The 21,933-nt window shown below is 64.2% G+C and carries 19 protein-coding genes and 1 other RNA gene; 4 read left to right on the top strand and 16 right to left on the bottom strand.

Annotated elements, in window-relative coordinates; all coding sequences use genetic code 11:
• Positions 1-7 precede the first annotated feature (7 nt).
• The 6 genes from mraY to rsmH form a co-directional block, all read right to left on the bottom strand.
• Positions 8-1,114, bottom strand: a complete 1,107-nt coding sequence (gene mraY, locus IVB22_RS38460; RefSeq protein ID WP_212417627.1) for a phospho-N-acetylmuramoyl-pentapeptide-transferase — start codon at positions 1,112-1,114, stop codon at positions 8-10.
• A gap of 182 nt (positions 1,115-1,296) precedes the next feature.
• Entirely contained in the window at positions 1,297-2,679 is a 1,383-nt protein-coding gene (murF, locus tag IVB22_RS38465) for a UDP-N-acetylmuramoyl-tripeptide--D-alanyl-D-alanine ligase (protein ID WP_247522343.1), read from the bottom strand.
• Complete coding sequence (locus IVB22_RS38470; RefSeq protein ID WP_247522344.1) at positions 2,676-4,133, bottom strand: UDP-N-acetylmuramoyl-L-alanyl-D-glutamate--2,6-diaminopimelate ligase; 1,458 nt, start codon at positions 4,131-4,133, stop codon at positions 2,676-2,678. Before IVB22_RS38470 ends, murF begins: the two co-directional genes overlap by 4 nt.
• Before the next feature lie 47 nt (positions 4,134-4,180).
• Positions 4,181-5,932 carry a penicillin-binding protein 2 gene (locus IVB22_RS38475; protein WP_247522345.1) on the bottom strand — a complete coding sequence of 584 codons (1,752 nt, stop codon included), beginning with the start codon at positions 5,930-5,932 and terminating at the stop codon, positions 4,181-4,183.
• Positions 5,929-6,321, bottom strand: coding sequence for a hypothetical protein (locus IVB22_RS38480; RefSeq protein ID WP_247522346.1), 393 nt, complete (start codon positions 6,319-6,321; stop codon positions 5,929-5,931). Before IVB22_RS38480 ends, IVB22_RS38475 begins: the two co-directional genes overlap by 4 nt.
• Positions 6,322-6,323: 2 nt before the next feature.
• On the bottom strand, positions 6,324-7,319 hold the full coding sequence (gene rsmH, locus IVB22_RS38485; protein WP_247522347.1) for a 16S rRNA (cytosine(1402)-N(4))-methyltransferase RsmH: 996 nt from the start codon (positions 7,317-7,319) through the stop codon (positions 6,324-6,326).
• A 565-nt stretch (positions 7,320-7,884) separates the two neighbouring features.
• Here rsmH and IVB22_RS38490 point away from each other — a divergent pair.
• Entirely contained in the window at positions 7,885-8,754 is an 870-nt protein-coding gene (locus IVB22_RS38490; RefSeq protein WP_247522348.1) for an N-acetylmuramoyl-L-alanine amidase, read from the top strand.
• A 125-nt stretch (positions 8,755-8,879) separates the two neighbouring features.
• On the opposite strand, the gene IVB22_RS38495 is transcribed toward IVB22_RS38490, so the two are convergent.
• The 3 genes from IVB22_RS38495 to IVB22_RS38505 all read right to left on the bottom strand — a co-directional run bounded on the left by IVB22_RS38495 (position 8,880) and on the right by IVB22_RS38505 (position 10,992).
• Entirely contained in the window at positions 8,880-10,121 is a 1,242-nt protein-coding gene (locus tag IVB22_RS38495) for an RNA polymerase sigma factor (protein WP_247522349.1), read from the bottom strand.
• 6 nt (positions 10,122-10,127) lie between these two features.
• Positions 10,128-10,478 carry a YciI family protein gene (locus IVB22_RS38500; RefSeq protein ID WP_247522350.1) on the bottom strand — a complete coding sequence of 117 codons (351 nt, stop codon included), beginning with the start codon at positions 10,476-10,478 and terminating at the stop codon, positions 10,128-10,130.
• 79 nt (positions 10,479-10,557) lie between these two features.
• Positions 10,558-10,992 carry a PAS domain S-box protein gene (locus tag IVB22_RS38505; protein ID WP_247522351.1) on the bottom strand — a complete coding sequence of 145 codons (435 nt, stop codon included), beginning with the start codon at positions 10,990-10,992 and terminating at the stop codon, positions 10,558-10,560.
• Between the two features lie 138 nt (positions 10,993-11,130).
• Here IVB22_RS38505 and rnpB point away from each other — a divergent pair.
• An RNA gene (rnpB, locus tag IVB22_RS38510) (RNase P RNA component class A) lies at positions 11,131-11,553 on the top strand.
• Positions 11,554-11,747: 194 nt separating this feature from the next.
• On the opposite strand, the gene IVB22_RS38515 is transcribed toward rnpB, so the two are convergent.
• The 3 genes from IVB22_RS38515 to IVB22_RS38525 all read right to left on the bottom strand — a co-directional run bounded on the left by IVB22_RS38515 (position 11,748) and on the right by IVB22_RS38525 (position 14,446).
• Positions 11,748-12,476 (bottom strand): alpha/beta hydrolase, encoded by a 729-nt coding sequence (locus tag IVB22_RS38515; RefSeq protein ID WP_247522352.1) that lies wholly within the window; start codon positions 12,474-12,476, stop codon positions 11,748-11,750.
• 117 nt (positions 12,477-12,593) lie between these two features.
• Positions 12,594-13,559: an AraC family transcriptional regulator gene (locus IVB22_RS38520; RefSeq protein ID WP_247522353.1), complete on the bottom strand. Its 966-nt coding sequence runs from the start codon at positions 13,557-13,559 to the stop codon at positions 12,594-12,596.
• 170 nt (positions 13,560-13,729) lie between these two features.
• Positions 13,730-14,446, bottom strand: a complete 717-nt coding sequence (locus IVB22_RS38525) for an alpha/beta fold hydrolase (protein WP_247522354.1) — start codon at positions 14,444-14,446, stop codon at positions 13,730-13,732.
• 103 nt (positions 14,447-14,549) lie between these two features.
• Between IVB22_RS38525 and IVB22_RS38530 the strand changes: the two genes are divergently transcribed.
• A complete protein-coding gene (locus IVB22_RS38530) occupies positions 14,550-15,293 on the top strand; it encodes a sulfite exporter TauE/SafE family protein (RefSeq protein ID WP_247522355.1) in 744 nt (247 codons plus the stop codon).
• A 72-nt stretch (positions 15,294-15,365) separates the two neighbouring features.
• Positions 15,366-16,298: a DMT family transporter gene (locus IVB22_RS38535; RefSeq protein WP_247522356.1), complete on the top strand. Its 933-nt coding sequence runs from the start codon at positions 15,366-15,368 to the stop codon at positions 16,296-16,298.
• On the opposite strand, the gene IVB22_RS38540 is transcribed toward IVB22_RS38535, so the two are convergent.
• The 4 genes from IVB22_RS38540 to IVB22_RS38555 all read right to left on the bottom strand — a co-directional run bounded on the left by IVB22_RS38540 (position 16,280) and on the right by IVB22_RS38555 (position 21,800).
• Positions 16,280-16,681 carry a hypothetical protein gene (locus tag IVB22_RS38540; protein ID WP_247522357.1) on the bottom strand — a complete coding sequence of 134 codons (402 nt, stop codon included), beginning with the start codon at positions 16,679-16,681 and terminating at the stop codon, positions 16,280-16,282. The two genes, IVB22_RS38535 and IVB22_RS38540, sit on opposite strands and share 19 nt — an antisense overlap.
• Before the next feature lie 63 nt (positions 16,682-16,744).
• A complete protein-coding gene (locus tag IVB22_RS38545) occupies positions 16,745-18,547 on the bottom strand; it encodes an ABC transporter ATP-binding protein (protein WP_247522358.1) in 1,803 nt (600 codons plus the stop codon).
• A gap of 327 nt (positions 18,548-18,874) precedes the next feature.
• Entirely contained in the window at positions 18,875-20,464 is a 1,590-nt protein-coding gene (locus tag IVB22_RS38550) for a DHA2 family efflux MFS transporter permease subunit (RefSeq protein ID WP_247522359.1), read from the bottom strand.
• A 46-nt stretch (positions 20,465-20,510) separates the two neighbouring features.
• Positions 20,511-21,800, bottom strand: coding sequence for an HlyD family secretion protein (locus IVB22_RS38555; protein ID WP_247522360.1), 1,290 nt, complete (start codon positions 21,798-21,800; stop codon positions 20,511-20,513).
• Positions 21,801-21,933: the final 133 nt, after the last annotated feature.

Raw genomic sequence — 21,933 nt, forward strand, 5'->3', positions numbered from 1 at the left:
GCGCGGCTCACCGCAGCTTCAGCGTGGAGAGGCCGGCCAGCGCCAGCATCACCGAGATGATCCAGAACCGGATCACAATCTGCGGCTCGGTCCAGCCCTTCTGCTCGAAATGATGATGCAGCGGCGCCATCCGGAACACCCGTTTTCCCGTCAGCTTGAACGAGGCGACCTGCACGATCACGGAGACGGCTTCCAGCACGAACAATCCGCCGATCACGGCCAGCACGATCTCGTGCTTCACGGCCACCGCGGTCGCGCCGAGCATGCCGCCGAGCGCGAGCGAGCCTGTATCGCCCATGAAGATCGAGGCCGGCGGCGCATTGAACCAGAGGAATCCGAGTCCGGCGCCGAGCACCGCGCCGCACAGCACCGCGAGCTCGCCGGTGCCGGCGACGTATCTGATCTGCAGGTAGTCGGAGAACACCGCGTTGCCGGTCAGATACGAGATCATGCCGAAGCTCGCCGCGGCGATCATGACCGGCACGATCGCAAGCCCGTCGAGGCCGTCGGTCAAATTGACCGCATTGCCGGCGCCGACGATGACGAAGGCGCCGAAGATCACGAAGAACCAGCCGAAATTGATCACCACATCTTTCAGGAAGGGTACCGCAAGCGAGGTCGAGGTCGCATCGCGGCCGAGCCGCACCAGCGCATAGCAGGCCGCGAGCGCAATCACCGCTTCGATCATGAGCCGCAGCTTGCCGGCGAAGCCGCTATGGCTCTGTTTCGTGACCTTCAGATAATCGTCGTAAAATCCGACAAAGCCGAAGCCGAGCGTCACCGCCAGCACGATCCAGACATAGGGATTGAGCGGATTGGCCCACAGCAACGTCGAGACGACGAGGCCCGACAGGATCATCAGCCCGCCCATCGTCGGCGTGCCCTTTTTGGAGATCAGGTGCGATTGCGGGCCATCGGTGCGGATCGGCTGGCCCTTGCCTTGCCTGAGCCGCAGATGATCGATGATCCAGGGGCCGAACAGGAATACGAACAGCGCGCCCGTCACCATCGCCCCGCCGGTGCGGAAGGTGATGTAGCGAAACACGTTGAACAAGCCGCGGAAGATGCCAAAACCCGGGACGGTATTGGAAAGCTCGATCAGCCAGTAAAACATTCAGGTAGGCCCTATCACGCGGCTTGGTTGCGCCGTCTTTGGCGGGAAGTGCTCCGAGAACGCCTTCGTTCCGGGAACGCCTTGATAATCGTTTTCATCCTCAAACCAAGCAAATCTTGGTCATGCATGGGGTATTGACGAATCGGGTCTCGCCGAAACAACAGCCGTCAAGTGCGGCCAGTTTACGCCTTTGCCTGCAAGGCGGCCAGCAGCCGGGGCACAAACTTGTTCACCCAGAACATCTTTTTGCTGCCCTTGACGACCACCACGTCCCCGTCCCGCAGCAATGTGGCGATTTCCTGGGGATCGAGCGTGGCCGGGTCTTCATGCCAGCCGAGCGCCCGCTCCGCCGGCACGAGATCATATAGATGGCGCATCAGCGGGCCGACGCAGTAGACGCCGTCGATATCAGGCAGGTCTTTTGCGAGCTTCACGTGATAGGCGGGCGCGTCAGCGCCCAATTCCAGCATGTCGCCGAGAATGGCGATGCGCCGGCCGGCCTTCACCGGCCGCGCCTTCAGGCTGCCGAGCGCTGCCACCATGCTGGCCGGGTTGCCGTTAAAACTGTCGTCGATCACGGTGACGCCGCGGGCCGCCTGTTCCACGCCGCGGCCGGTCATGATGCCGACATGGCTGAGCTCGTTGGCCAGCGCCGCGGGTTCGAGCCCGGCGGCATGGATGGACGCCAGCGCGGCAAGCGCGTTCTGCAGGCGATGCGGGGCCCCGGGCGTCAGGCCGAATTCGATCGGCTTGCCGTTCACATCGGCGGCGACATTCCAGCTCTCGCCCTCGGCCGTATGCTTCAGTTCCCGAACCTCAGACGCTTCGCCGAAGCGAACGACCTTGCCGTTCCATTCCGGCGCCTCGACATCATCAGGCAACACCAGCACGCCGTCCTTTGGCAGACCTTGCGCGATGCTCACCTTCTCGCGCCGGATCGCCTCCAGGCTGCCAAGCTTTTCCAGGTGCACCGGCTGCACGTTCACGACAAGCGCGACCGTAGGCTGGGTCAGTTCGCTGAGCCGCGCGATCTCGCCTGATTGGTTCATGCCCATTTCAACGACCCACACGCTCGCGTCAGGGCTGGCGTTGCACAGCGTCAGCGGTACGCCCCAGAAATTGTTGAAGCTGCTCGGGCTGGCATAGGCGGCAGGATACGCGGCGAGAAATTCCTTGGTGCTGGTCTTGCCGGCGCTGCCGGTCAGGCCGATCACCGGGCCGTTGAACCGCGCCCGCGCGGCGCGCGCCAATGTCCACAAACCATCGATCAGCGTGTCCTTGACGATCAGCTGCGGAACGCTGACACCGTCGATCCGATGCGGAACGATCATCGCCGCCGCGCCGGCGGCTTGCGCCTTGTCGGCGAATTCCCAGCCGTCGCGCGCGCTGGCGAAACTCGAAATGAAGCCGCCGCTCGGCGTGCCGCTCAGCGCCACGAACAGGCAGCCTGGTTTCACCAAACGGCTGTCCTGCGTGACGAAATCAATCGGCGTATCCGGATATTCGCCTGATAGCCCGAGCGCGCGCGCGACTTCGGCGATGGTCCACAATGGCGCCGTGCTCATGCCACCCTCGCTGCCAGCGCGGCGGCCACTGCCTCGTGATCGCTGAACGGCAAAACCTTGTCGCCGACGATCTGGCCGGTCTCATGGCCCTTGCCGGCGATCAAGAGCGCATCGCCGGGCTGCAGCGCGGCTATCGCTGCCCTGATCGCTTCCGCGCGATCGCCGATGTCGCTGGCGCCCTTCGCCGCCGCCAGAATGGCGGCGCGGATCGTTTCTGGATTTTCGCTGCGGGGATTGTCGTCGGTGACGATGATTTGATCGGCATTCTCGGCGGCAATCGCGCCCATGATCGGGCGCTTGCCGGCATCGCGGTCGCCGCCGGCGCCGAAGATGACGACGAGCTTGCGTTTGGCGTAAGGCCGCAGCGCCTGCAGCGCCTTCGCCAGCGCGTCCGGCTTGTGCGCGTAATCGACGAAGATCGGCGCGCCGTTGTGTTCGCCGACCCGTTCCAGCCGCCCCTTGGCGCCTTCGAGGTGTTCGAGTGTCGCGAAGACGTCATCCGCCTCGCTGCCGGTGCCGATCGCCAGCCCCGCGGCAACCAGCGCATTCTCGATCTGGAACTCGCCGACCAGCGGCAGCTTGATCGTGTAATTGCGCCCACGGTTCGTCAGCGCAAGGTTCTGCGCATATCCTTCGACGGTAGCACCAACGAGGCGGATGCCTTCACCGGCGCCATCCGCATTGCGGCCGACGGTGATGATCCGCAGGGATCGCGATTGCGCCGCGTCGATCACTTCTTGAGAACACTCATGATCGGCCGAGATGACCGCCGCACCACCGGGCGCAACGAGATCGCGGAACAGCCGCAGCTTGGCGGCGAGGTAATGCGCGACGTCAGGATGATAATCCATGTGATCGCGCGAAAGATTGGTGAAGCCGCCGGCGGCGATGCGCACGCCGTCCAGCCTGAACTGGTCGAGCCCGTGCGAGGATGCCTCGAAGGCCAGATGCGTAACGCCCTCACCCACAATCTCGTCGAGCTGCTTGTGCAGCGCGATCGGGTCCGGCGTCGTCAGCGAGCCGTAGACCGTGCGCTTCGGCGAAACGAGGCCGATGGTCCCGATGCTGGCCGCGGCATGGCCGAGCCGTTCCCAGACCTGGCGCGTGAACGCTGCGACCGACGTCTTGCCGCTGGTCCCGGTCACCGCTGCTGTTGTCGCAGGCTGGCGCGGATAAAATCTCGCCGCCGCCTGCGCCAGCGCACGGCGCGGATTTGGCGTGACGACGAACGGCACGCTGCGGTCTGGCGAAGCGCGGTCGCCGGCTACCGCAACCGCGCCCGCGTCAATGGCGGCATCGACGAAGCGGGAGCCGTCGGTCTTGCTGCCTGCAATGGCAAAGAACAGGTCGCCCGGCTTCACCGCGCGGCTGTCGACCGCAAGGCCTTTCACATCGACAGCTTCCGCCTGCGGCTCGATCGCAGCGTCATCGCTGAAGAGGTCGCGAAGTTTCATCGTGTTCCAGTCCGGCCGGCGCAGTGAGGCGCGCGTGATATTACGCCTTACTGGGTTGTCCTCGATGCCGCAAGAATAAGGCGGTCGGACGGCGGCAGATCGAAGCGCGGTTCGATGCCCAGAAGCGGCCCGATGCGGGCAATCACCTTGCCGCCGGTCGGCACCGCGTTCCAGCCCGAGGTGATGAAGCCATGGGTTTCCGGCAGCGCCTTCGGCTCGTCCAGCATGACCAGCAGCTGATACTGGGGATTGTCGGCCGGAATGATCGCGGTGAAGGAGTTGAGCACCTGCTTCTTGGAATAGCGGCCGTTGACCACCTTTTCGGACGTGCCGGTCTTGCCGCCGATATAATAGCCCTTCACGTCGGCCTTCTTGGCGGTTCCGATCTCGGCGTTGAGCCGCATCAGATAGCGCATCTTGTCGGAGGTTTCGGTTCGGAGCACCTTCTTGGCCATAGCCCTCGCCTCCTCTTCCGATCGCTTGAGGAAGGTCGGGGGGATCAGGAGACCGCCATTGATGCAGGCGTTGATGCCCATCACCGCCTGCAGCGGCGCCACCGCGATACCGTGACCGAAGGAAGCCGTGATGGTGTTGAGTTCGGTCCAGCGCTTCGGCACGATCGGCGCGGTGCTTTCAGGCAGCTCGGTGCGCAGCCGGTCCATCTGGCCGAGCTTCTTCAGGAACGCCTTGTGCGCCTCGACGCCTTGCGCCAGCGCGATCTTGGCCGCGCCGACGTTCGAGGAGAACGTAAACACTTCCGCCAGCGTGATGTTGCGGCCGACCGGATGGGTGTCGTGAATGGTGAACTTGCCGAACTTCAGCGCCCCGCGCCCGTCATAGAGGGTGTTGAGGTTGGCCTTGCCGGAATCCAGCGCCATCGCCAGCGTCAGCGCCTTGAAGGTCGAGCCCATTTCGAACACGCCCGTGGTCAGGCGGTTGATGCGCTCGGGGTCGTGTGCCTCTTTCGGATTGTTCGGATCGAAGTCCGGCAGCGACACCAGGGCCACGATCTCACCGGTCCGGACGTTGGAGACGAGGCCGGACGCCGCCTTGGCCTTGTATTTCTCTTTCGCCTTCAGCAGCTCGTCGCGCAGGGCGTGCTCGACGCGCAGGTCGATCGACAGTTCCACCGGGCGCTGCAGGCGATCGGTGGCGAAGCCGGCGCGGTGCAGATCGGCCAGACCATTATTGTCCAGCCACTTCTCCATCCCGGCGATGCCCTGGTTGTCGATGTTGACGAGCCCGATCAAATGCGCGACCGCAGCACCAGTCGGATAGACGCGCTTGTTCTCGCGCAGGAATCCGATGCCGGGAATGCCGAGCTTGTGGATGTCGTGCTGCTGCTTTGGCGTGATCTCACGCTTGAGCCACACAAAACCCTTGCGCGACGACAGGCGCGTGCGGGCCTCCGCTTCGTCGAGGTCCGGCAGCGCCGCGGTCAAAAGTTCGATCGCCTCGTCCTTGTCGATGATGCGCCTGGGCTCGCCGAACAGGCTCGGGCTCTTGACGTCGGTCGCGAGCACTGTGCCGTTGCGGTCGACGATATCGGGTCGCGCGGTCGCGATCGCGTCCTGCGAGCCGGCGCGGCGCGCGCCGTGGCTGTCGGCACCGACCGCAAACATCACCAGACGTCCGGCCAGCACCGCATAGATCGCCGCGAACAGCAGGATCGCAAGCCCTACGCGGGCCCGAGCCTTGACGGCGCGATCGACGTTGCGCCCGTAGAGCAGGCTGCGGATCAACCGCTGCCGCCACGGCTCCGCCGGCCGCTTGATGTTGGTGAGCGCCCGGCCGGTCATTGCCGATCTCCCGGTGCGGGCACGGACCCGGTTGTCGGCGGTGCATCGGCAGCGGCCTCGATGGTGTTGATCATCGCGCCGATCGGATCGGGCGCCCCGGGCCTTGCAAAGGCCGGCGGCCGTTCCGGCAGGTTTTTCAACTGATCGTATTGCGTGGCGTTGAGCGGCTTCAGGCCGAGGTGGCGGTCGGCGAGCCCTTGCAGCCGCAGCGGCGCATCGAGCTTGGCCCATTCCGCGCGCAGCGCCGCGATGGCGTCGCGCTGCTCGCGGATCTCGGCGTTGAGCCGCAGCACGCGCTCGACGCGCGAGGTCGATTCCATCTTGATCCGATAGACGTAGGCTGCCGCGAACACCAGCACGCCGATGACGAGGAGGTGGATCATCCGCATGGTCAGCCTCCCCTCATCACGTCGGCGAGAACGGGCCAGGCCGGCAGGCGGCCTGCCGCATGCGCGGGCGTTGTGGTGCGCTCGGCAGCGCGCAGTTTTGCGGAACGCGCGCGTGGATTGGCTGACACTTGCGCTTCAGTTGGCGTAACCGGACGTTTGGTCAGGATATGAAAACTCGGTGCCGCCTGCGCCACCTCGGGCAAGTGCCGCGATCCGCCGCCGGTCTTGCCGCGCGCGTTGAAAAAGTCCTTGACGATGCGGTCTTCCAGCGAATGGAACGACACGACCACCAGCCGCCCGCCGGGCTTCAGCACGCGCTCGGCTGCCGCCAACGCTAGATGCAATTCGTCGAGTTCCGCGTTGACGAAAATCCTCAGGCCCTGGAACGTGCGCGTCGCCGGATGAATCTCGTTCGGTTTAGAGCGCACCACCTTGCCGACGATATCGGCCAGAGCCTGCGTAGTCGTGATCGGCGCCTCTTTCCGCGCCGCCACGATGGCGCGCGCCACGGCGCGAGAATGTCGCTCTTCGCCAAAAATATAGATGATGTTGGCGAGATCGGCCTCGGAGGCCTTCGCAACGACATCCGCGGCGGTCGGCCCGTCATGGCCCATCCGCATATCGAGCGGGCCGCCGAGCCGGAACGAGAAGCCGCGTTCGGCCTGGTCGAGCTGCATCGAGGAAACGCCGACGTCCATCACGACGCCGTCCACCCGGACAATGCCTTGCGCCGCGCAGATGTCTGCAAGGTTGGAGAATCGGTCTTCGACCAGGGTCAGCCGGCCGTCGGACTGATCGACCAGATCGAACCCGCCGGTAACCGCCGACCGGTCGCGATCGATACCGATGACCTGGGTTCCTTCGACCGCGAGGATCGCGCGGCTGTAGCCGCCGGCGCCGAAGGTCGCGTCGACATAGATGCCGCCGTCCTTAGGGTTGAGCATCTCGACCGCCTCGCGGCCGAGCACCGAGATATGGCGCGGCGCAGCCGGGCTCATGCGCCGTCCCCCGGCGTTTTCCAGCCTGCAATATGGAAGATGGACGCGAACGGGCCCATTGCGCCTCAAATCTCTGCGCCTCGCCGCGCTTTTCCGGCCAAAAAGCCGCGACTCGGCGCGATTGCCGTTTTTGGCCCGGTCCCGCGCCCCCTCATTTCCAGACGGAATTTGCTGGGTTGCCATGGCATTGCGAGCGTGAAAGAGGGCCTCGGCCGTCCCCAACCCGGTTCGGCTCTTCACCACTCAGTAACGGCACTTAGCGTTAAGAAAGCGTTGATGGTCGGCTACGGGCTTTGCGCGCTTTCTACAGCGTTTTCGAGCGAAGTGGGTACCGGTTCGCGTGAAGAAAACGCGTCAAAACAAGAACCTAGAGCTTCGGTTCTGATTCAATCAGACCCGAAGCTCTAGATACTGAAAAATCGTGATGCGCCTCGCACACACTCGGTCAAAATGCGAGATGGAACTCGACCGCCGGATTGCGCGGCCACGCGGTAAATGAATAGTAAACGGCATTGCCGCTTAAGCCACGATGTTGCCGCTCTCCCGCCCCGTTTGGGTTGAAAAAATGGCTACTGGTTCGTTCGCATCTGCTGGTATTGATTCGAGGCGTCAACGCGCCCTTCCCGTTCCCAGGGCCAACGCCGACATGAAGATCTTTACTCCAGATTCCTCGATCGCATCCGACGTCATCCCGTCGCCGAACCATGGCGACCGCAACAATGGCCGCCTCGCGGACATGATCCTGCTGCACTACACCGGCATGCCGGATGTGGAAGGCGCGATCGCCCAGCTCTGCACCCCCGGCACCGACGTGTCAGCGCATTACATCGTGCTGGAAGACGGCCGCATCGTGCAATGCGTGCCGGAAGCCCAGCGCGCCTGGCACGCCGGCGTGTCCTTTTGGGCCGGCGAGGAAGACATCAATTCCTGCTCGATCGGGATCGAGATCATCAATCGCGGCCACGACTGGGGCTATCCGGATTTCCCGCTGCGCCAGATCGCCGCCGTGATCGCGCTGTGTCGGGGCATCATGCTCCGCCGCAAGATTCCTTCGCATCGCGTGCTCGCGCATTCCGATGTCGCCCCGGCGCGCAAAAGGGATCCCGGCGAAAAGTTTCCGTGGCATTCGCTGGCCAATTCCGGCGTCGGCCATTGGGTGCAGCCGGCGCCGATCGTGCGCGGCGAAACGCTCAAGCTCGGCAGCATCAGCGACGACGTCGCCGGTATGCAGGCGGCGCTTGCCAAATACGGCTACAAAATTCCGACCCACGGCAAGTTTGACGGCCCGACCATGGAAGTGGTCACCGCGTTTCAGCGCCACTTCCGTCCCGCGCGCGTCGATGGGATCGCCGATCACTCGACCATGAGCACGCTGCACGCGCTGCTGACGAGCCTGCCGCCGGAAGCGACCACGACGGTGGTGGCGGCGAAGTAGTTTCACCGTCATTGCGAGCGCAGCGAAGCAACCCATCTTTCCGCATCCGTGGATATATGGATTTGCTTCGTCGCTTCGCTCCCTTGCGCAAGCGCTTCGCGTTTGTCGCAGGCAATGACGGAGAACTAATTGCGATCCAGTTCCGCGATCCGCCGCGCATAAAATCGCCGCAACGGCTCGAGCCGCGTCGCGGCCGTCGCCATCTGATACGCTGCGCGCGCCGCGTCACGTCGGCCCAACCTGCGCAGCAGATCAGCGCGTATCGCTGGTAGCAGCTCATAACCTTTCAGCCCACCACGCGCCTCCAGCGCATCGGTCAGGTCGAGCGCCCGCGCCGGCCCGTCGACCATCGACACCGCAGCGGCGTGATTGAGCTCGATCACCGGCGACGGGCTGATCCGCAGCAGCACTTCATAGAGGCCGGCGATCTGCCGCCAATCGGTATCTGTGTAGCTGGACGCACGCGCATGCAGCGCCGCAATCGCCGCCTGCACCGCATAGGATTGCGGCCGCCCCGGCATCCGCAGCGCTTCTTCCACCAGAAGCAGACCCTCCGATATCTGCCCGCGATCCCACAGCGTCCGGTCCTGCTCTTCGAGCAGCACGATATCGCCGCCCGCGGTCTCGCGGCCGGCGCGGCGGGAATCGTGCAGTAGCATCAGGGCCAGCAATCCCTTGATCTCGCCGCGTCCCGGCATCAGCGCGTCGAGCAGCCGCGCCAGCCGGATGGCTTCGCGCGCCAGATCCGGCCGCATCAGGTCTTCGCCTGATGTCGCCGCATAGCCTTCGGTGAACACGAGATAGATCACGGCGAGCACGCCGCGCAGCCGCGGCTCCAGCGCGTCGCGCTCCGGCACCTCATAAGGAATGCCGGCGAGACGAATCTTCTGCTTGGCGCGCAACAGCCGCTGCGCCATCGCGTCTTCGCTCGCGAGAAAGGCGCGCGCGACCTGCGCTGTCGTCAGCCCGCACACCGTGCGCAGCGTCAGCGCGACCTGCACCTCGGCGGCAAAGGACGGATGGCAGCAGGTGAAGATCAGCCGCAGCATGTCGTCCTCGAGCGCGTTGTCAGCGTCCTCGCATGCCGTGGACGCGTTGAGCAGCAGCTCATGTGTCAGTTGCTGCTGTTTGCTCCGAAACGAAACATTGCGCCTGACGCGGTCGACCGCCTTGTTGCGCCCGACATTGACCAGCCAGGCGCGCGGATTGGAAGGCAGGCCGGCCGCGGGCCAGCGTTCCAGCGCCACCGCGACCGCATCCTGCAACGCATCTTCCGCCAGATCGAAATCGCCGACGAGGCGGATCAGCGTGGCCAGCGCCCGCCCCGCCTCGTCGCGAAAGATTTCTTCGATTTCGATGGGCGTCATGCACCGTCAATCATAAACCATGACCGGCCGAACCTCGATCGAACCGGTCCTGGCGCCGGGAATGCGTGCGGCGATCGCCAGCGCCGTGTCGAGATCCTTGGCCTCGACCAGGTAATAGCCGCCAAGCTGCTCGCGCGTTTCCGCGAACGGACCGTCCGTCGTCAGTGTCTTGCCGTCGCGGACGCGCACCGTGGTCGCCGTCGTCGTCGGCTGCAAGCCGTCGCCGGCCTTGAAATGGCCGCTCTGGATAATGGACTGGGTGAACGCGCCGTATTCCGCCGACATTTCCTTGCGCGCCGCCGCGTCCATTTTGCCAAGCTCGGCTTCGCTCCGATAGGTCATCAACAGATACTGCATTTCGAAAACTCCTCTTGATCGGCTGGATCGCCGACACCCAGTCGAACGGGGTTCTCGCAAGACGACATCGCCGGGATAATTATTTTGAGCGGGCGTCAGCCCCGGCGAGCCGCCGCCTCAATTCCCTCACCTCCTCGAAGCGCTTCGTCACGTCGCGCATTACGGCCACGGTGCCCGTGACAGCCTGCGCCCCATCGCGCAGCAGCACGATGGTGAACTCGACCGAAATCCGCGCGCCATCCCTGGTCAGGCCGGGTACCGACAACAGGTCGCCGTGACCATAGCGGCTCGTCCCCGTCGCCATCGTGTGGCGAAATCCGCTCCAGTGCCGAGCACGCAAATTCTCGGGAATGATCAGGTCGAGCGACTGCCCGACCGCGTCGGCGGCCGTGAAGCCGAATATCCGCTCCGCGCCGGGATTCCAGAATGTGATACGGCCCTCGCGATCGGTGGCGATGATCGCGTCGGAGGCGCTGTTCAGCAGGGCTTCACCAAGACCGGCAGGAGTATTCATCGCTGTTATCTGCTCATCATCCTCAGTCATTGGCGTGAAATGCCGCTGCTTCGCAGATGTCAAAATAAGCCCGAACGGAACCTGATTAACCATCGCTTTCCCTTGACGCGGCGCACCGAAATCCCCATGCGTAGGGCGTCAGTCGGCCGGACGGCCGCTCCCGCTATCGTCGAAAGGCTGCGGGGGAGGAAAGTCCGGGCTCCATCGACATACGGTGCCGGATAACGTCCGGCGGGGGTGACCCCAGGGAAAGTGCCACAGAGAACGAACCGCTTCCCCGCCCGAAAGGGAGAGGACAGTAAGGGTGAAAAGGTGCGGTAAGAGCGCACCGCGTATCCGGCAACGGAAACGGCATGGCAAACCACACCGGGAGCAAAACCGAATAGGGACGGCAACGCGGGTCCGTTCGCGAAAGCGATAACACCGCAGGGCGATGTCAGGCTCGCCGTCCGGGTAGGTTGCTCGAGGCCATGTGTAAACATGGCCCCAGAGGAATGGCCGTCACGTACCATTCGCAAGAATGGTGCCCTACAGAACCCGGCTTACAGGCTGGCTGATGCTCTAAGCGAAAGCGTTTTCGAAGAAAACGCGTCTTGCTAAGAATGAGGGGTTCGGCGCAAACACGCCGGGCCCCTCGCCATTTCAACCAACGCAACCCGTAGCCCGGATGGAGCGCAGCGCAATCCGGGGGCCGCTCTGGTGCACAGATCCCGGATTGCGCTGCGCTCCATCCGGGCTACACGACTGGCGATGCCTCAGTCGCGCCCGGCCTCCGCGATCGCCTGCGCCAGCCGCGCCGGATTGCTGAAGAACATCTCGTGGCTGCCGTCGCACTCGACCAAACGAAACAGGCCCAGCCGTTCCGACAACCGCGGATGCCATGGCATGCCGTGCGGAAGCGCGATGTCCTGCCGGCAGTTGACGTAGGACTTGCCGACCGGCAGTTCCGCCAACACGTGCTTCAGCGTGATCTTGTCGGTGAATGTCTTGTACGGATGCAGATTGAGTTTGGCATAGGCGGACTTCGCCAGTTCGAGGTCGGCGTCATTGATGAAGGCATCGCGCCAGATCTCGAACGGCAGCATGACGGCGCCCTTGTTGGCGGCGGCCACCGCGTCGAACAGGCCGACATAGTGCGGCGGCACCATGTCGTTGAGGCACTGCCCGTCCAGCGGAACGAAGGCGTTGACGTAGACGAGCCGTCTGATGCGGTCGGTCAGACGATCGGCGACGCCCGAAATCACCATGCCTCCATAGGAGTGGCCGACCAGGCGGATGTCGCGCAGATTGTTCGCTTCGATGTAGGAAGCGATCGACGAGATCGCCTGCTCGAGGCCAATCGTCTCGCGGTCGTCGTCCTTGTTGTTGCCGGCAACCGTCGGGCAATGCACGACGTGGCCGCTCTTTCGCAGATGTCCGGCCACCGCTTCCATCTCAGCGCCGGTGTGCCACGCGCCGTGAACCAGGACGTAAGTGTCTGCCATTCCCGTCTCCCCTCGATTTCGAAAAATCAGACCTTGATAGAGATGGCGTCTCGCCCCCGATGGCCGGATTCGGCCAACGTCATCGCCTGATTGCGCCAGGGGCGCTACAATAACGCCTCAGCGCTGCCGCCGGAATGCGCCCGGGGTCATCCCGAGAAACTTGCGGTATTGACGGATGAAGTGGGATGGATCTGATAGCCCGACCCGCAGTCCGATCCCGCCGACGCTGATGCGATCGAACCGCGGCTCGCTCAGCATCCGTCGCGCCGCCGCCATCCTGCAATCGTTGAGCAGCCCGCTGAACGTCAGCCCCGCTTTGTTGAGGCAGCGATGCAAGGTCCGCTCCGAGACACGCAAATCCTCCGCGACCGCCACAGCCGTCAACCCCGGTTCGGCGTAACGCAGCCGGATGACACGGCCGATCTGGTCCAAGAGCTTCGCGCCATCGCGCTGCTCGGCGGGCGTGCCTGGAATCTCGCTGCCGAACCCAAGCGCCAGCAGCGCGCCGAGTTGGTCGGTCAACACTCGCGCCGGCAGCGGCTGGTCGGAGGCGAGCTTGGGCGTTAGCTGGCAGGCAAATGCGCTGAGCGCAGCACCCCAGCCGGCGCGACCGTCGATGCGCTGCCCGATGCGCTGCTCGGGATCTGATATCCACGATTCGACCCAGTGGATCGGCAGCTCCAGCGACAGCGTGTCGGCGGTCACCGGAAAGTTGAATTCATAGCAGCGCCGGGAATCCAGCAGCACGAGATCCATCGGCCGCATCCGCGACGCGTGACCGTTCTGCATGACAGTCCAGTCGTTGTCGGTCTTGCACAGCAGGTAATAGTAGTTGGCCGTGCTGCGCGAGACGCTGGCTTTCCGGCGGTAGACGTGCTGCGCCGATCCCTGCACGCGGTTGATGCCGATCGTGTCGAGTTGCCCGCGCTGAACCGAGCAGTCGAAGCCCGATCGAACCTGCGTCGTGATATCCATTTCGAGAAAACATTCGCAGACGGCGCCGATCCAATAGTCCAGGCGCCGTTCAGGCTCGACCAGGCCGGTCGACCACGTCTCGATGCCTGCCGTCGTCCTGGCCGTCATGACCCGCCCTCCGCGATCGACGTCGACCACCGGTTTCCCAGCTTGTTGGGCGCATGGCGGAGAGTCAATCGGTATGCGAGGCATCGTAGCCCGGATGGAGCGCAGCGCAATCCGGGACCTGTGCGCCCGGTCAGGCACCGGCCCCCGGATTTCGCTTCGCTACATCCGGGCTACGCAGCGATCTTTTGCAGCAGCGCCATCAGCGTTTCCGGCGCAGTTACATTCGGCGAATGGCTGGCGTCGATCTCGTAATAGCTCCAGGCGGGATCGCCCTTCGTCATCCTGGCGAACGGCCCGAACGTATCGGCCGGCGTAATGCGCGTGGCGTAGATGTAGCTTCGCGGCAGCGTCAACGCGCCGCCCTGCAGCTTGAGTTTTGTTTCAAAGCATTTGATCGGCATGTCGACGCGGCGCGCGCTGAGCCATTCGACATCGGCAGGCGACGTATCCGGCGGCGTCGGGTTCGGCGGAACGCGCCAGCCATCACCGCTCTTGGCGAGCTCCTGCATCCGCGCCCGCGCGACCTCGTTCAGATCAAGCAGCGATTGGCCGTCCTGCGGCACGAAGGCGTCGACATAGATGAGTTGCCTGACCTTGTCGCGCGCACGGTCTGCAACGCCGGTAGCAACCATGCCGCCATAGCTGTGGCCGATCAGCACGATGTCGCGCAGGTCCTCGTATTTGATGACGTTCAGCATGTCCTCGATATGCGAATTGAGATCGATCGATGCATTGGCCAGATGCGCGCGTTCGCCGAGACCCGTATAGGTGGGCGTCACCAGACGATGCCCGGCCGCCTGCATTAGCGGGTGCATCTTCTTCCAGACCCAGCCCGCGGACCACGCGCCGTGACAGACGAGAAATGTTTTCGAAGGAGTTGTGCTCATCGGGCCGTTTCCACCGGGTTGTTGTTGAAGGCTTCAATTGCGATAGTACCCGTCCGTCGCGTGGTGTAAACGTCGCCGCAATGATCAAGAACAAGAGACAGTAATGGACGTCGCCACCTACGCGATCCTGCTTGCCGGCGCGCTCGCCGGTGGCTTCGTCTCAGGTCTCGCCGGTTTCGGCACGGCGCTGATGGCGCTGGGGATCTGGCTATACATCCTGCCGCCCGCGATTGCCGTGCCGCTGGTGCTGATCTGTTCGGTCAGCTCGCAGATCTCGACATTGCCGTTGATGTGGAAGCTGCTCGACTTCAAGCTGGCCTTGCCGTTCGTGGCCGGCGGACTTGTCGGCATGCCGATCGGGGCGCTATTGGTCGCGCGCGCCGACCCGCAGGTTTTCAAGCTCAGCGTCGGCGTGATGCTGCTGGTGTTTCCGACCGCGCTCTATTTCATCCGCAAGCCGATGGCCTTTCGTTTCGGCGGCCGCATCGCCGATGCCTGCGTCGGATTTGCCGGCGGCATTCTCGGTGGCCTTGCCGGCCTGTCGGGCCCGCTTCCGACCCTGTGGGCCAGCATACGCGGCTGGACCAAGGATCAGCGCCGCGGCGTTTTCCAGATCTTCAACGGCACCGTGCTCGGCGCCGCGCTGATCCTGCAAGCCGCTACCGGTTTCGTGAAGCTGAACGTCTTCTGGTTGGCGCTGCTGGCGATGCCCGGCACACTGATCGGCGCTCGCCTCGGCATGCGAACCTACCAGGCCCTGAACGACCGCAATTTCTACGACGTCGTGCTGGCGCTGCTGTTTCTGTCAGGCGCCGGATTGGTGTGGAGCAGCATTGCTCCGAGATAGCGGCGCATGGCCGCCATGTGCTCCGAGTAGATTGCTGTACGCTGACCGGCAAAGCAGCTAACTAATCGCCTCATGTCCTCCCCTGCGTCACGCGAGCGTCTCGGTCTGCTGCTGGGCTTCGTCGGCATGGCGATCTTCGGCGGCACGCTACCGGCGACGCGGATCGCGGTTGCGGAAATTGATCCGATTGCACTGACCTCGCTGCGCACCGCGATCGCCGGGCTGTGCTCGCTGGCGCTTCTCCTCGTGTTGCGCCGCCCGCTGCCTCCGCGCGCACTGTGGCCGCAACTCGTGATCGCCATGCTCTGCGTCGCCATCCTGTTTCCACTGCTGATGTCGCTCGGGATGCAGCGGGTCGACGCCTCGCATGGCGGCGTGGTGCTGGGCGTGTTGCCGATCGCCACCGCGCTCGTCGCCGTCGCCGTCACCCATGAGCGGCCGAGGCCGCTGTTCTGGATCGCTTCCGTCGCCGGCGCCGCGCTGGTGATCATGTTTGCCTTGCGTCAAGGCGGCGGGGCGCTCGCGGCCGGCGACCTGTTTCTGTTCGCGTCCGTCGCTGTCGCCGCGATCGGCTACGCGTTCTCCGGCCGGCTCACGTCGCAGATGCCGGGCTGGGAGGTGATAAGCTGGGTGCTGGTCATCGCACTGCCGCTCTCGATCCCCGCGGCCGCGCTGACCATGCCTTCCGACATCAGCCACATCGCGCTGAAGCCGTGGCTCGGGCTGCTCTATGTCGCGCTGTTCTCGCAATGGATCGGGTTCTTCGCATGGAACGCCGGCCTCGCAATGGGCGGCATCGCGCGGGTGTCGCAGATACAATTGCTGCAACCCTTCGTCACCTTTGCGCTCGCGGCATTGTTCAACGACGAGACCATCACGCTGCAGATCCTGCTGTTCGCCGCCGCCGTCGTGGTGACGGTTGCGATCTCGACGCGCACGCGCGCATCTGTGGCGCCGGCGCCATCGAAGCAGGATCGGGAGCCGCCTCAGTTGGCGGCATCCTGATCGATCAGTTTCGGGTGATCGGCCACCAATTCCGCCCTCGTCTTTTCCGACTGTACGGTGCGAAGCAGGACCCTCGCGGTTTTCAGATGATCTACCTGCACGCACAGCTTGATGATCTGGCTCACTGAAACGTCGCGCATCGAATCGTCTGAGATTTGCATCGCTATTTCGAGCGCGCGCTTGATGGCGGCCTGGTATCGCTCGGCATCGGCGGCGAGCTTCTTCTCGGTATCGGGCCCGCCGGCCGCCACCAGCTTTTCCGCGATGGCGCCGGCGGAAGCACAAATATCGCGGATCTTCTGGACCGCACCGATATCGCCCAACGGTTGATCGTCGGCAACTTCCCAGACTTCCGGCTGCCGTTCCCTATGAAACCAGCTCATCGCGCAAGTCCTCTCGATGCCGGAAACATATTCCGACACCGAGCTGGACCGCAAGAATGCACCTTACTCCGCTGCCGAGATGCGGCCGAACTCGGTCGCCTGCAGTTCGAACAGCCCGCGATAGATGCCGCCCGGACGCGCCGTCAGCGCCGCATGCGTCCCCTGCTCGACGATCTCGCCGCGGTCGAACACCAGGATGCGGTCGAGGCTGCGCACCGTCGACAGCCGGTGCGCGATCACGATCGAGGTGCGCCCTTTCATCAGCCGCTCCATCGCCTGCTGGATCAGGCCTTCCGATTCCGAATCGAGGCTCGAAGTCGCCTCGTCCAGGATCAGAACCGGCGCGTCCGCCAGGAACGCACGCGCGAGCGCGACGCGCTGCCGCTCGCCGCCCGACAGCTTAACGCCGCGTTCGCCGACCAGCGTGCCGTAGCCTTTCGGCAGCCGCAGGATAAAGTCGTGCGCGTTGGCAAGCCGCGCCGCCTGCTCGATCGCAGCCATGCTGGCGCCCGGCCGGCCATAGGCGATGTTCTCGGCCAGTGTGCGGTGAAACAGGATCGGGTCCTGCTGCACGATCGCGATTTGGCTGCGCAGCGAATGCTGCGTCGCTTTCGCGATGTCCTGACCGTCGATCAGGATCTTGCCGCCACTGACGTCGTAGAGCCGCTGCACCAGCTTGACGAAGGTGGTCTTGCCGGAGCCGGAACGGCCGACCAGGCCCACCCGTTCGCCGGCGCGGATCTCCACCGACAGGCCGTCATACAGCGGCGCGCGATGGCCGCCATAATGGAACGTCACGTCATCGAACACGATGCGCCCGCCCTGGATGTCGATCGGCTTGGCATCGGGCGCATCGGCAATGCCGATCGGCTCGCCATGGATCGCGACCAGCTCCTCCATGTCGTTCACCGAACGCTGCAGATTGTTGATGTGCATGCCGACGTCACGCAGGTAGGCGTGGATGATGTAGTAGCTGGTCAGCACATAGGTGACGTCGCCCGGCGTGGCGCGGCCCGCGATCCACAGCAGGATCGCGCCGCCGATTACCGACGCGCGAAAGCACAACAGCACCGCGAGCTGCGCCGTCGAGGTGTAATTGTAACGGTACCACGTCCGCCGCACACGCGTGCGCCACCGGCCGATGACGCCGGCCAGCCGCGCGTCCTCGCGCGCCTCCGCGCCGAAGGATTTCACCACCGCGTTGCAGGTCAGGGCGTCCGCCAGCGTACCGCCGACCTTGGTGTCCCAGGCGTTGGAGACGCGCGCGGCAGGGGCGATGTAGTTCATCGAGAACGCCAGCGTCATCGAGACGTAGATCACCGTGCCGACAGCGATGACCGCGCCGAGCACGGGCCAGTGCAGCCCAAGCAGGATCATTGAGCCCAGCAGCACCAGCAGCGACGGTGCCAGCGCCATCAGGATGGTGTCGTTGAGCAGGTCGAGCGCCCACATGCCGCGCGTGACCTTGCGCACGGTCGATCCTGCGAAGCTGTTGGCGTGCCAGTCGGTGGAGAAACGCTGCACGCGCGCGAACGCATCGCGCGACACGTCTGACATGGTCTTCAGCGTGAACGGCACGATCGCCTGCAGGCCGATCAGCCGCAGGATCATCGACATGAGGCCGAGCGCCACGATCCCGCCGAAGGCAACGAACGCGGCATGCCGCGCCGCCGCGTCCGAAGTGCCCAAGGTCAGCGCATCGACCAGGCGGCCGGAGAAGATCGGCATGAACAGGTCGGCCGCCGTCGCGCCGAGCAGGCCACCGGCGACGATTGCGGCGCGGCCGGGCTGTTGCAGCCAGTGGCGAAACACGAACGGGATCACCACGCGTATTGCCGCAGGACGTTTGTCTTTAAGAGCGATCATGGCGTCATCCGGCTGCGCTTAAGGCACACGCCGGCTCCATCTGAATTGACGCGCGGTGGCCTAAGGCCGAACGCAAGCGTCGTTGAAATTAGCGTTAAGTCGTTGGGAAGCTTTGAAGATCAGGCGTCAGACCCGATCAGGGCCGGCGGAGATCGCGCTCAGTGACGCGATCGAAATACCAGCACGAGCATCGGACGCGAGGGTGCGATCTGCGAATACATCGAAATCATGCAAATCTCCCCGGTTCGAGCGACAACGTGCTGCTTATAAATGCGTCGTGGGTGATTTGCAACATGACAAGGGCGTGATCGCGTATAGCCACGCCTGCTAGTGCGCGTCGCCCCCGGCCGCCATCGCGGAAGGCTTTTTCAGAACCAGGACGAGCAGGCTCAGGCCGAAATAAAACACGGCCAGCAGGAAGAAGACGTCGCCATAGCCCATCACCACCGCCTGGCGATGCACGATCTGCGACAATTGCTTCAACGCCATCAGCGCGGCATCGCCCATGCCCTGCATGCGCTGGGTAAGCATGTTGAGCGTCTCGACCGCGGTGGCGTTGCCCCAGGTAACGCTGTCGTGCAGGCGCGAGATGTGGAGGTCGGTGCGTTCGTTCAGCGCCTGGTTGATGACCGCCAGCCCCACCGCGCCGCCAAGATTGCGTGTCAGGTTGAACAGGCCGGAGGCGTTCTTCACCCGCTCCGGCGCCAGCGTCCCGAGCGCGATCGTGTTGGTCGGCACCATCGCCAGCATCATGCCGACGCCGCGCAGAATCTGCGGAATCAGCAATTCGTAGAAATCATAGTCACGGGTGATCCAGGTCATCTGGTAGGAGCCGAGCGCGAACAGCACCAGGCCGATCGCGATGAGGTAGCGCATGTCGTACTTCACCATCAGCCGCCCCACGATCGGCGCGGTGAGGAACATGGCGATGCCCGAGACGAACATGGTCTCGCCGATCATCAGCGCGCTGTAGCCGCGCACTTCGGCCAGATAGCGCGGATACAGGTAGGTCAGGCCGTAGAGCCCGATGCCGACACAGAACGAGATCAGACAGCCGACGCCGAAATTGCGGTCGGTGAAGGTTCTGATATCGACGATCGGCTCCCTGACGGTGAGCACGCGCCAGAAGAAGGCGATCGCCGAGACCACACAGATCGCCGCGCAGATCGCAACCGAGGTGTCCTGCAGCCACTCGGATTGCGGGCCCTCTTCCAGCACGTATTCCAGCGTACCGAGGAAGCCCGCCATGAACAAAAGGCCCCACCAGTCGAAATGCTCGAGCAGGGCGAAGTTCGGCCGATCGAAGTCGACCAGCGCGAGCACGCCGATGGTGATGCCGATGCCGGGGATGATGTTGATGAAGAACAGCCAATGCCAGGACATCATGCCGGTGATGTAACCGCCGATCGTCGGTCCGATGGTCGGCGCCAGCGTTGCGACCAATCCGATGATGGGACCGACGATGTGGAACTTCGAGCGCGGAAACACCGTATAGGCTGACGCGAACACGGTAGGGATCATGCCGGCGCCGAGAAATCCCTGGAGCGCGCGCCACAGGATCATCTGCTCAATGGTCGAGGCAAGCCCGCAAAAGAAGCTCGCGATAGTGAAGCCGGAGGCGGAAATCGCAAACAGCAAGCGGGTGCCGAACGCGCGCGACAGGAATCCGGACAGCGGGATCGCGATCACCTCGGCGATCAGGTAGGAGGTCTGCACCCACGATACTTCGCTGGAGCTGGCCGAAAGGCCGGCCTGGATCTCCGCCAGCGATGCCGAGACGATCTGGATGTCCAGGATCGACATGAACATCCCGAACACCATGATGAGAAACGCAAACAGCCGCCGCGGCGGGATGCGCTCGGAGGCTTCGGCGCCGGCGTTCATCATCGAAGGCGAAGCGGTGGTGGCGTCGGCCATGATTTGCTCGAGGCAGGCGCCGGTCGTTAGCCGGCGCCCATAAAAATTACTGCGGTTGAACCATCGCCGGAGCGTCGAGATCGGTCTCGCTGTCGGCGTCGGCCGCACCCTCACGGGTATCGACGGTGACATAGACCGACATGCCGGCGCGCAGCAGGTGCTGCTTCGCCACATCCTTCGGGACGCGAATGCGAACCGGCAGCCGCTGCACGATCTTGGTGAAATTGCCGGTGGCGTTGTCCGGCGGCAGCAGCGTGAACACCGATCCCGCCGCCGGCGAGATGCTGTCGACGACGCCTGCAAATTTGCGATGACCGTAGGCATCGACCGAGATCTTGACCGGCTGGCCGGGACGGACGCGCTTGAGCTGGGTTTCCTTGAAATTGGCGTCGATGAAGACGTCATTGAGCGGCACCACGTTGGCGAGCCGCTGCCCTGCCTGGATGAAGTCGCCGGCATTGACGATGCGGTTGGCGAAGGTGCCGTCGATGGGGGCGCGCACCGCGGTGAAGGCAAGGTCGCGCTCCGCCTTGGCAAGCTGGGTCTGCAATTCGGCAAGTTGCGCGCGGGCCTCGGCCTGCTGCGCCTTCGTCACCTCGACATTGTCGCGCGCGGCTTCATAGGCGGCCTGCGCCGACTTCACCGCGGCAAGGCTCTGGTCGCGGCCGGCTTCGGAGACTTCGAAGGCGGCGCGCGAGGCAAAGCCCTTGGTGCTCAGCGTCTGCTGGCGATCGAAGTCGAGACCGGCGCGCTTCAGTGCCGCTTCGGACGAGGCAAGCTGTGCCTTGGTTTGCTCCACGGCGCTTTCCAGCGCCGTGACCTGATGGCCGATGCGGTCGATCGTCGCCTGCTGGGTCGCGATCTTGCTGCGCGCCGCTTCCACCGCAATGCGATAATCGCCGTCATCGATCCTGAAAATCACATCGCCGCTGCGAACGGTCGAATTGTCGGCAGGCAGAATTGCCGCGACATGGCCCGACACCCGGGCACCAAGCGTGGTGTTATTGGCGCGAACATAAGCGTTGTCGGTCGAGACATAGAAGCGCCCCACCAGGACGAAGTAGGCGCCGTAAGCGATCGCGGCCAGCGCGAGCAGTGCGAGCGCACCCACCATGACGAATTTGCGTTTGGCCGGTTTGGCCGCCGACGCATCTGTGGCGCTGGCGGGTGTCGCAACGGGTTGTTCGATGGTCGGCGCGCCGGGGGTCTCCGCGGGGCGGCGCCTCGCTTCTTCCGCAGCGGCGGTTCGTGGCTGGGCCGAGACTTCGGCTTCATCCTCCGCCGTTTCGGGTCCGGCGCGAACGATGCGCGCGGCCTGCTCTCTCGCTGCGGCCATCACCGGCCCCCCATACAATATCGCGGTGCCAGCGAGCCTAATCCTTGCCGCGCGGTCACCATCGAGACAAAATGTAGCATTGACCGAACGGTTCGGTCAAGATACCCATTCAATGGCACAGACCATAAAGCGA

It is taken from the genome of Bradyrhizobium sp. 190 (assembly GCF_023073415.1).
Lineage (GTDB): Bacteria > Pseudomonadota > Alphaproteobacteria > Rhizobiales > Xanthobacteraceae > Bradyrhizobium.